The organism is Streptomyces niveiscabiei (assembly GCF_001419795.1).
GTDB lineage: Bacteria > Actinomycetota > Actinomycetes > Streptomycetales > Streptomycetaceae > Streptomyces > Streptomyces niveiscabiei.
This window is the reverse complement of the sequence record NZ_LIRL01001273.1, coordinates 1-2,432: the sequence shown is the minus strand read 5'-3', so window position 1 is coordinate 2,432 and position 2,432 is coordinate 1. Positions and strand designations below refer to the sequence as shown.

The following is a 2,432-nucleotide window of genomic DNA, read 5'->3' as shown; positions in this document are numbered from 1 at the left end:
ACGTCCTCCGGCACCCGCCGCCCCCGCTCCCGCAGCACGTCGATGACGCCCCGCGCGATCTGATCGCTCCCGCACAACACCGCGTCCACCTCGGGGTGTTGGTCCAGCAGCAGTACGGTCGCCGCCCGCCCCCACCCCCCCGACCAGGCCCCGAACCGGGGTTCGCCGACCAGGTCGAGCCCGGCGTCCGCGAGCGCGGACCGCGCCCCCGCCACCCGGTCGTGCGCGGCGGCGTACCCGGGGTCGCCGGTGATGTGCGCGATCCGGGTCCGGCCGCAGGCCAGCAGATGGGCGACGGCGATCCGGCCGGCGTCCACGTTGTCCGGGACCAGCGACAGATCCCCCGGGTCCTCGGAGGGCGCGTACGCGTACACCACCGGCACCGGCAGGTCGCGCCCCAGTGACGGGCGCGGATCGGTACGGCTCCCGACGACGATCAGCCCGTCCACGCGGCGCCCCAACAGGGCCCGTACGTGGTGCTGTTCACGGATCGCGTCGCCCCGCGCGTCGCACAGGAACACCGCGACCTCGCCCGCGCCGAACGCGTCCTCCGCGCCCATCAGGATCGGGATGCTGAACCGGCCCTCCAGGTCGCTGGTGAGCAGGCCGACCGTGCCGGAACGGCCCTCCAGCAGGCCCCGGGCGAGCTGGTTGGGCCGGAACGCGAGCCGCTCGGCCGCCTCGATGACCCGCTGCCGGGTCTCCGCGCGTACCTGGCTGCGGCCGTTGAGGGCCTTGGACGCGGTGGCGATGGACACCCCCGCCAGCCTGGCGACGTCACCGAGGGTCGCGGGCTGCGAACGAGCGGGGCCTGGGGCCGGGGTCATGGGGTTCTCCTTCTCGCGTCGCGTGCGTAAACGGTACGCGAGTCGGTTTCGGCGAGGCGGCAGCACCGGCCGATCCAGAGTTTTCGGCCTGCGGGCAAGAACCATTTCGCACAAGGGGATTGACGAGCCATCAGGCCCGTCCTAGCTTTCTGAAAGCCTTTTCGGTTCGTTTCCGCGGGACTGGGGGATCGACATGAGGAGCACCACCAGACGGGTACGCCGGGTCGCCAGCGGGGTCGTGGCGCTCCTGGCCGCCGCGAGCCTCGCCACGGCCTGCGGATCGTCGGACGACGGCGGCGGGGGAGGCGGCGGCAAGGCGTCGGGTGGCGTGGGCGGCGTCGACGACGGCGCGAAACTCACCATGTGGACGCGCGCCGCGACCCGCCCGCAGAGCGAGGCCCTGGTCAAGGCGTACAACGACAGCCACAGGAACAAGGTCGAGCTGACCGTCGTCCCCACCGACGACTACCAGGCCAAGGTCGGCGCGGCGGCCGGCTCGCGCGAACTGCCCGACCTGTTCGCCTCCGACGTCGTGTTCGTGCCCAACTACACCTCCAGCGGCCTCTTCGCCGACCTCACCCCCCGCATCGACGCCCTCCCCTTCGCGTCGAAGCTCGCGCAGTCGCACATCAAGGCCGGCACGCACGACGGCAAGAAGTACGCCGTCCCGCACACCCTCGACCTCTCCGTCCTCTTCTACAACAAGTCCCTGTACAAACAGGCCCAGTTGGACCCGGAGAAGCCACCCACCACCCTCGCCGAATGGGACCGGCAGGCGCGCGCCGTCAACGCGTTGGGCGGCGGCGTCAACGGCACCTTCTTCGGCGGGAACTGCGGCGGCTGCGGCGTCTTCACCTGGTGGCCGTCCATCTGGGCCGCCGGACAGGAGGTGCTGAACGACGACGGCACCGCCGCCACCCTCGACTCGCCGACCGCGAAGAAGGTGTACGACGTCTACCGGGGCTGGGTGAAGGACGGCATCCTCGCGCCCGGCGCCAAGGAGGAGACCGGCACGACCTGGACCGGCGTCTTCCCCAAGGGCAAGGTCGGCGTCATGCCGATGCCCTCGACGACCCTCGGCCTGATGCCGAAGAACCTCGACCTCGGCGTCGCCCCCATCCCCGGACCCGACGGCGGCAGGTCCACGTTCGTCGGCGGCGACGCCATCGGTATCGCCGCCACCAGCAAGAACGCCGACCAGGCGTGGAACTTCCTCGCCTGGTCCCTCGGCGACGAGGCGCAGGTGAACGTGGTCGCCGCGCACAAGGACGTCGTCGCGCGCACCGACCTCGCGTCCAACAAGTACTCGGCCGCCGATCCGCGCCTCGTCACCGTCAACCAGCTCGTGGCGGACGGCCGCACGCCCTACGCCCTGAAGTTCGGGCAGACCTTCAACGACCCCAACGGGCCCTGGCTGAAACTCATGCGGGACGCCGTGTTCGGGGACGGGTCCGGCATCGACAAGGACAACGAGGAGGTCTCCGCGTCGCTGGCCGACTGAGCCGATCGAGTCGTCGGCCGACCGGCCCGATCAGGGAGGACATCCCATGCAGGTCAAGGCAGTTGAGCGGACGGTGACCCCGCCGCCGTCCGCCTCCCCCGGCC

Annotated in this window: 2 protein-coding genes; one reads left to right on the top strand and one right to left on the bottom strand. The window is 71.5% G+C overall.

What is annotated here, in order from left to right; all coding sequences use genetic code 11:
- Nucleotides 1-827: LacI family DNA-binding transcriptional regulator (locus AOK24_RS43035; protein ID WP_055725285.1), on the bottom strand; the 827-nt coding region annotated here is incomplete at its 3' end.
- A gap of 193 nt (nucleotides 828-1,020) precedes the next feature.
- Here AOK24_RS43035 and AOK24_RS43030 point away from each other — a divergent pair.
- Nucleotides 1,021-2,328 (top strand): ABC transporter substrate-binding protein, encoded by a 1,308-nt coding sequence (locus AOK24_RS43030; protein ID WP_055725284.1) that lies wholly within the window; start codon nucleotides 1,021-1,023, stop codon nucleotides 2,326-2,328.
- Nucleotides 2,329-2,432 lie beyond the last annotated feature (104 nt).

Coding starts and splice junctions, on each gene's coding strand:
- AOK24_RS43030 (WP_055725284.1), top strand. CDS start 1,021: ATGAGGAGCACCACCAGACGGGTACGCCGGGTCGCCAGCGGGGTCGTG.